We start from the raw sequence: 7,670 nt of genomic DNA, 5'->3' as shown, positions 1-7,670 counted from the left end.
GAGAGGCGCTTTGGCCTGGCTCATGCTTGTTGTTCGAGGGCGGAAACTCAGTCAACTGTTCGAGCTTTGAGCCAAAGCGGGAAGAGTGGACAGCAGCTTGGCTCCCACACGTGCTTAGGGCACCGCGCCCCGTCAGCTTGCTGTCCACCCCTCTCACCTTTGACTTTATCCTGTCTTAAGACACAAGCGAGCTTGCTCGCGATAGCGGTGGGTCAGTTTGCATTGATATTGAAGGTGTCGTCGCAATCGCGAGCAAGCTCGCTCCCACAGTTGATTGCGTTCTTCCTGAGCTTTCGCGACGCGCTCAGCGGGCAATCGCGTGCTTGCGCAGCTTCCGGTAAAGGGTATTGCGGCTGATGCCCAGTTGCTCGGCGGTGTGGGTCATGTGCCAGCGGGTCTGCTCCAGGGCGTTGAGCAACGCCAGCCGTTCGGCGTCTTCCAGCGGATGTTCGGGCGTGGGCGCCTCCTCGGGCCGCGCCTGGCGAATCATCGCCGGCAAGTCCTCCGTGCCGATCCGCCCGTCTTCGCACAACGCGACGAGGGTACGCAGTACGTTGCGCAACTGGCGCACATTGCCCGGCCAATCGAACCCCAGCAGCGCCTGGCGCGCCGGCTCGTCGAGGCTGACCGGCTCGGTGCCGCGTTCTTCGGCCAGGAGAAAGTCCAGCAACTGCGACTTGTCGCTGCGCTCACGCAACGCCGGCAACGGGATTTCCAGGCCGTTGAGGCGGTAGTACAAATCCTCGCGGAAGCTGCCGTCCTGCACCCGATCCAGCAACTGCCGGTGGGTGGCGCTGATGATGCGCACGTTCACCGCTTCGGGCTCACCGCCGATCGGCACCACCTGCCGGTCCTCCAGCACCCGCAGCAAGCGGGTCTGCAAGGCCAGGGGCATGTCGCCGATTTCATCCAGGAACAAGGTGCCGCCGTCAGCCTGTTGCAGCTTGCCGCGCATGCCTTCCTTGCGGGCGCCGGTGAAGCTGCCGCCGCGATAGCCGAACAGCTCGCTCTCGATCAGGCTTTCCGGGATGGCCGCGCAGTTGAGGGCGACGAAGTTTTTCCCGGCGCGCAGGCTGGCGTGGTGCACGGCCTTGGCGAAGGCTTCCTTGCCGGAGCCGGTTTCGCCGTGGATCAGCAAGGGCACGTCCCGTTCGAAGACCCGCAGCGCCTTGCGAAAATGCGTCTGCAACAGTGCATCCCCCAGACAGATGCCCGGCAGGCGCGCAGGCTCGCTAACCTTCGGCGCCGGGGCGAGCGGAGCCGGCACGCTGCGCGGCTGGCCGCGCAACACGGCAAACAGGTGCCGACCGTCGCGGGTGCGCAGCGGCCAACTGGCGCTGGCGTGGGCGCTGGCCCGGCCGAGCAACTCGTCCAGCGAGCAATCGAAAAACGCTTCCACCGGCTGGCCCAGCAAGCCGCCGCGTAGGTGCCCGAGCAGGTTCAACGCGCTCTGGTTCACCGCGCAGATCCGCCCTTCGCCATCGAATGCCAGCAGCCCTTCGCTGAACAGCCCCACGGACTCGGCCTGCAAATGAAAGCGCAGCAGCCATTGGTTGTCGAAGCAGCGCAGGAAATAGCAGCTCTCGATCATCTTGGCCGAGAGGTTGACCAGCGCCATGGTGTGGAACTGGCTCTGGCGCGACACGTCCGGCCGGGCCGAGGACACGTCGAGCACCGCCAGCAGTTCGCCATGGGGGTCGAAGACCGGGCTGGCCGAGCAGGTCAGGCCGGTGTGGCGGCCGCGAAAGTGTTCTTCCTGGTGGATGGTCAGGGCCTGGCGCTCCACCAGGCAGGTGCCGATGCCATTGGTGCCCTCGCAGGCTTCGCTCCAGTCGGCACCGAGCCAGAGGCCGGCCCGCTCGAAGATCTTGCGCTCGCTGGGGGCGGTGACGCAGTTGAGGATCACGCCGCGGGCGTCGGTCAGCAGCACCGCGTGGCCGGCGCCGGAGAGTTGCTGGTGCAGGCTGGTCATTTCGCTGCCGGCGATGTGCAGCACCTGCTGCAGGCGCTCGCGGCTTTCCAGCACCCGGCCATGTTCGAGCACCGTCGGCGCCAGGTTCTGGGCCGGGTCGAGGTGATAATCCTCGAGGCAGCGCAGCCAGGAACGGGCAATCGACGGATCGCTGCCAGGCCCCTGCAAATGGGCCTTGCCCTGGGTGACCGTCAGGACCTGCTGGGCATGGCGACTCAAATGGTTGCTGTGCATTTCTTATTATTCTCCCCGAAGGTAGCGGCCTTACTGGAGCAACTGTTTAACACTTAACCTGGGTTTGACACTTGACCTGGGTTTGACACTTGACCTGTGTTTGACACTTGACCTGGGTTTGACACTTGACCTGGGTTTGACACTTGACCTGGGTTTGACACTTAACCTGTGGCGAGGGGATTTATCCCCGCTGGGCTGCGAAGCAGCCCCCAAAGCAGCCAAGTCGATCAACCTGACACACCGCACTCTCAGGTTTTGGGGCTGCTTTGCAGCCCAGCGGGGATAAATCCCCTCGCCACAGATGAGTCCCTCTCATCACAGATAAATCCCTGGCCACAATTGTGTTCGGCCGACCCACTGACGAATGCCCCAGCATCCTCCAGCCCAACCACCTTTGCAATGCTGGCGCGACCTGGCAGTCACAGACTGTCTCGTCCATGGCACAAACTGTCACGCCCCCTGTATCGCAAACGTCACAGCACCGCTCCGCTCGTCCGACGGCCTCCTCCTAAAGTCTTGATTTCCGGGCCCTGCGAGGCGGTGGCCCGACCTTTGCTCTAGGCTTTATTACCGGCGCTCGATTTTGCGCGGCCTCCCGTATAAGCACAAAAGCCAAGGAGAACTCATCATGCGTTACGCTCACCCCGGTACTGAAGGCGCTATCGTTTCGTTCAAGAGCAAATACGGTAACTACATCGGCGGCGAGTTCGTCGCGCCGGTCAAAGGCCAGTACTTCACCAATACATCCCCGGTCAACGGCCAGCCCATTGCCGAATTCCCGCGCTCCACGGCCGAAGACATCGAAAAAGCCCTGGACGCCGCCCACGCCGCCGCCGATGCCTGGGGCGCCACCTCGGCCCAGGCGCGCTCGCTGATCCTGCTGAAAATCGCCGACCGCATCGAAGCCAACCTCGAAACCCTGGCGATCACCGAATCCTGGGACAACGGTAAGGCCGTGCGCGAAACCCTCAACGCCGACATCCCCCTGGCCGCCGACCACTTCCGCTACTTCGCCGGTTGCCTGCGGGCCCAGGAAGGCGCCGCCGCCGAGATCGATGGCAACACCGTGGCCTATCACATCCACGAACCACTGGGCGTGGTCGGGCAGATCATCCCGTGGAACTTCCCACTGCTGATGGCCGCCTGGAAACTCGCCCCGGCCCTCGCCGCCGGCAACTGCGTGGTGCTCAAGCCGGCCGAGCAGACCCCGCTGGGCATCTGCGTGCTGATGGAACTGATCGGCGACCTGCTGCCACCGGGCGTGCTGAACGTGGTGCAAGGCTTCGGCAAGGAAGCCGGTGAAGCCCTGGCCACCAGCAAGCGCATCGCCAAGATCGCCTTCACCGGCTCCACCCCGGTCGGCTCGCACATCATGAAATGCGCCGCCGAGAACATCATCCCGTCCACCGTGGAACTGGGCGGCAAGTCGCCGAACATCTTCTTCGAAGACATCATGCAGGCCGAGCCGAGCTTCATCGAAAAAGCCGCCGAAGGCCTGGTGCTGGCGTTCTTCAACCAGGGCGAAGTCTGCACCTGCCCATCCCGGGCGCTGGTGCAGGAGTCGATCTACGACGAATTCATGCAAGTGGTGATGAAGAAGATCGAGCAGATCAAGCGTGGCGACCCGCTGGACACCGACACCATGGTCGGCGCCCAGGCGTCCGAGCAGCAGTTCGACAAGATCCTGTCCTACCTGGAAATCGCCAAGGGCGAAGGCGCCCAGTTGCTGACTGGCGGTGCGGTGGAAAAACTCGAAGGCAACCTCTCCAGCGGGTACTACATCCAGCCGACCCTGCTCAAGGGCACCAACAAGATGCGCGTCTTCCAGGAAGAAATCTTCGGCCCGGTGGTGAGCATCACCACGTTCAAGGACGAAGCCGAAGCCCTGGCGATCGCCAACGACACCGAGTTCGGCCTCGGCGCCGGCCTGTGGACCCGCGACATCAACCGCGCCTACCGCATGGGCCGGGCCATCAAGGCCGGTCGCGTCTGGACCAACTGCTACCACCTGTACCCGGCGCACGCCGCGTTCGGTGGCTACAAGAAGTCCGGCGTGGGTCGTGAAACCCACAAGATGATGCTCGACCACTACCAGCAGACCAAGAACCTGCTGGTGAGCTACGACATCAATCCGCTGGGGTTCTTCTAACCCGGTAACGCCACAAAACCTGTGGGAGCGGGCTTGCCCGCGAAGACGGCGGCACATTCACTTTATCAGTGACTGAAAAACCGCTTTCGCGAGCAAGCCCGCTCCCACAGGATCTGTGAAAGGCGCTTCATTTCGGGTGACCCGACTTCCCGCGATAGCGCCCTCACTCTCACACAGAATCAATGCCACACCGCTCTGGCACGAGCCTTGCGTGCCTGCTCCACAACAAACCCGAAAGTCCAACAGATCGAACAATAAAAAAGACAGAGAGGACTTATGACGTCTACCACCCAACTCAAACCCACACTCGGCACCCTGCATTTATGGGGCATCGCCGTCGGCCTGGTGATTTCCGGCGAGTACTTCGGCTGGAGCTATGGCTGGGGCACCGCCGGCACCCTGGGCTTCCTCGTCACCGCGCTGATGGTCGCGCTGATGTACACCTGCTTCATCTTCAGTTTCACCGAGCTGACCACCGCCATTCCCCACGCGGGCGGGCCGTTCGCCTACAGCCGGCGGGCATTCGGCGAGAAAGGCGGGCTGATCGCCGGGATCGCCACGTTGATCGAATTCGTCTTCGCGCCCCCGGCCATCGCCATGGCCATTGGCGCCTACCTCAACGTGCAGTTTCCGGAACTGGACCCAAAAGTCGCGGCGGTCGGCGCGTATGCGGTGTTCATGACCCTGAACATCCTCGGCGTCAGCATCGCCGCGGCGTTCGAGCTGGTGGTCACGGTGCTGGCGGTGGCCGAACTGCTGGTGTTCATGGGCGTGGTCGCGCCGGGCTTCAGCTTCAGCAACTTCGTGCTCAACGGCTGGTCTGGTGCAAATGAGTTCAGCCTTGCCTCAATACCGGGCATTTTTGCGGCGATTCCGTTCGCGATCTGGTTCTTCCTCGCCATCGAAGGCGCGGCCATGGCCGCCGAAGAAGCCAAGGACCCTAAACGCACGATCCCCCGCGCCTACGTCAGCGGCATCCTGACCCTGGTCTTCCTGGCGATCGGCGTGATGATCATGGCCGGCGGCGTGGGCGATTGGCGCCAGCTGTCGAACATCAACGACCCGCTGCCCCAGGCGATGAAAGCCGTGGTCGGCAACAATTCAACGTGGATGCACATGTTGGTGTGGATCGGCCTGTTCGGCCTGGTGGCGAGTTTCCACGGGATCATCCTCGGCTATTCGCGGCAGTTCTTCGCCCTGGCCCGGGCCGGCTATCTGCCCCGGGGCCTGGCGAAACTGTCGCGCTTCCAGACTCCGCACCGGGCGATCCTGGCCGGCGGCGTGATCGGCATCGCGGCGATCTACAGCGACGGCCTGGTGAACCTGCAGGGCATGAGCCTGACGGCGGCGATGATCACCATGTCGGTGTTCGGCGCCATCGTGATGTACATCATCAGCATGCTCAGCCTGTTCCGGCTGCGTAAGGTCGAACCGGACCTGGAACGCACCTTCCGCGCCCCGGGCTACCCGGTCGTGCCGGGCATCGCGCTGTTCCTGGCGGTGGTCTGCCTGGTGGCGATGGCCTGGTTCAATACCGTGATCGGCCTGGTGTTCCTGGGCTTCATGGTGGTCGGCTACCTGTACTTCCAACTGACCGCCAAACAACGCTCCAGCGCCCCGGCGGACGCTATGCTCACAGGTATCTGAACTTGCATCGGCGCCGGGCCGAGGGTCCGGTGCCTGCCATTTAAAAGTGCACGCAGTTGCCTTCACCCTGTGAGGCGAGCCCTGTTTGAGAAATAACCCTCTGTGGGAGCAAAGCTTGCTCGCGATAGCGGTGTATCAGTTGAAAGATATTTCTGACATTCCGCCGTCGCGAGCAAGCTTTGCTCCCACAGGGTCTCTGCCACACAGGGGCTTCCCACCAGAGTTGGATCTGCGCTGCGTTTGAGTATTTAGATTCAGGAGGACACCGCCCCATGGCCGCATTCGCCCATTCCGTCGGCGCCCAGACCTATCGCTTCGACAGCCTCAAGGACCTGATGGCCAAGGCCAGCCCGGCGCGCTCCGGGGATTTTCTCGCTGGCGTCGCGGCGCTCAACGATGGTGAGCGGGTGGCCGCGCAAATGGCCCTGGCCGACCTGCCCCTCAGCCATTTCCTGCAAGAAATGCTGATTCCTTACGAAGCCGACGAAGTCACCCGGCTGATCGTCGACACCCACGACAAACACGCCTTCGCCCCCGTCAGCCACCTCACCGTCGGCGGCTTTCGCGACTGGCTGCTCAGCGACGCCGCCGACGAGCACAGCCTGCGGGCCCTGGCCCCGGGCCTGACGCCGGAAATGGTCGCCGCCGTGTCGAAGATCATGCGCGTGCAAGACCTGGTACTGGTGGCGCAAAAAATCCGCGTGGTGACGAAGTTCCGCGGCACCCTCGGCCTGCGCGGGCGCCTGTCCACGCGCCTGCAACCCAACCACCCCACCGACGAACCCGCCGGGATCGCCGCGAGCATCCTCGACGGCCTGCTCTTCGGCAACGGCGACGCCATGATCGGCATCAACCCGGCCACCGACAGCACGGCCTCGATCTGCGCCATGCTGGAAATGCTCGACGCCATCATCCAGCGCTACGACATCCCGACCCAAGGCTGCGTGCTGACCCACGTCACCACGTCCATCGAGGCGGCCAACCGCGGCGTGCCCCTGGACCTGGTGTTCCAGTCCATCGCCGGCACCGAAGCGGCCAACGCCAGTTTCGGCATCAACCTGAACGTGTTGCAGGAAGGCTACGACGCCGGGCTCAGCCTGAATCGCGGCACCCTGGGCAAGAACCTGATGTACTTCGAAACCGGCCAAGGCAGCGCGCTGTCAGCCAACGCCCACCACGGCGTGGATCAACAAACCTGCGAAACCCGGGCCTACGCCGTGGCCCGACATTTCAACCCGTTTTTGGTCAACACGGTTGTAGGATTCATCGGCCCGGAATACCTGTACAACGGCAAGCAGATCATCCGCGCCGGCCTCGAAGACCACTTCTGCGGCAAGCTGCTGGGCGTGCCCATGGGCTGCGACATCTGCTACACCAACCACGCCGAAGCCGACCAGGACGACATGGACACCCTGCTGACCCTGCTGGGCGTGGCCGGGATCAACTTCATCATGGGCATCCCCGGTTCCGACGACATCATGCTCAACTACCAGACCACCTCGTTCCACGATGCCCTCTACGCCCGCCAGACCCTGGGCCTGAAACCGGCGCCGGAGTTCGAGCAGTGGCTGGCGAACATGGGCATCTTCACCCAGGCCGATGGCCGGGTGCGGTTCGGCGACAACCTGCCGCCGGCGTTTCGTCACGCCCTGGCACATTTGCGATAAG

The 7,670-nt window shown here is 63.4% G+C and carries 4 protein-coding genes; 3 read left to right on the top strand and 1 reads right to left on the bottom strand.

The features are described from left to right. Positions 1 to 304: 304 nt before the first annotated feature. Entirely contained in the window at positions 305 to 2,206 is a 1,902-nt protein-coding gene (locus Q6A48_RS18545; RefSeq protein WP_304555660.1) for a sigma-54-dependent Fis family transcriptional regulator, read from the bottom strand. Positions 2,207 to 2,834: 628 nt separating this feature from the next. On the opposite strand from Q6A48_RS18545, the gene exaC reads away from it, so the two are divergent. The 3 genes from exaC (at position 2,835) to Q6A48_RS18530 (ending at position 7,669) form a co-directional block, all read left to right on the top strand. Then, positions 2,835 to 4,355, top strand: a complete 1,521-nt coding sequence (gene exaC, locus Q6A48_RS18540) for an acetaldehyde dehydrogenase ExaC (protein ID WP_304555659.1) — start codon at positions 2,835 to 2,837, stop codon at positions 4,353 to 4,355. Between the two features lie 276 nt (positions 4,356 to 4,631). Then, positions 4,632 to 6,002 carry an ethanolamine permease gene (eat, locus tag Q6A48_RS18535; protein WP_304555658.1) on the top strand — a complete coding sequence of 457 codons (1,371 nt, stop codon included), beginning with the start codon at positions 4,632 to 4,634 and terminating at the stop codon, positions 6,000 to 6,002. 272 nt (positions 6,003 to 6,274) lie between these two features. Beyond that, complete coding sequence (locus Q6A48_RS18530) at positions 6,275 to 7,669, top strand: ethanolamine ammonia-lyase subunit EutB (RefSeq protein WP_304555657.1); 1,395 nt, start codon at positions 6,275 to 6,277, stop codon at positions 7,667 to 7,669. Position 7,670: the final 1 nt, after the last annotated feature.

This window comes from Pseudomonas citrullilanati (genome assembly GCF_030580855.1).
GTDB classification, from domain to species: Bacteria; Pseudomonadota; Gammaproteobacteria; order Pseudomonadales; family Pseudomonadaceae; genus Aquipseudomonas; species Aquipseudomonas citrulli.
This window is presented reverse-complemented; position numbering and strand designations above follow the sequence as displayed.

Excerpts from the sequence above, each read along its gene's own strand:
- Q6A48_RS18545 (WP_304555660.1), bottom strand. The coding sequence starts at position 2,206 with ATGCACAGCAACCATTTGAGTCGCCATGCCCAGCAGGTCCTGACGGTC.
- exaC (WP_304555659.1), top strand. The coding sequence starts at position 2,835 with ATGCGTTACGCTCACCCCGGTACTGAAGGCGCTATCGTTTCGTTCAAG.
- eat (WP_304555658.1), top strand. The coding sequence starts at position 4,632 with ATGACGTCTACCACCCAACTCAAACCCACACTCGGCACCCTGCATTTA.
- Q6A48_RS18530 (WP_304555657.1), top strand. The coding sequence starts at position 6,275 with ATGGCCGCATTCGCCCATTCCGTCGGCGCCCAGACCTATCGCTTCGAC.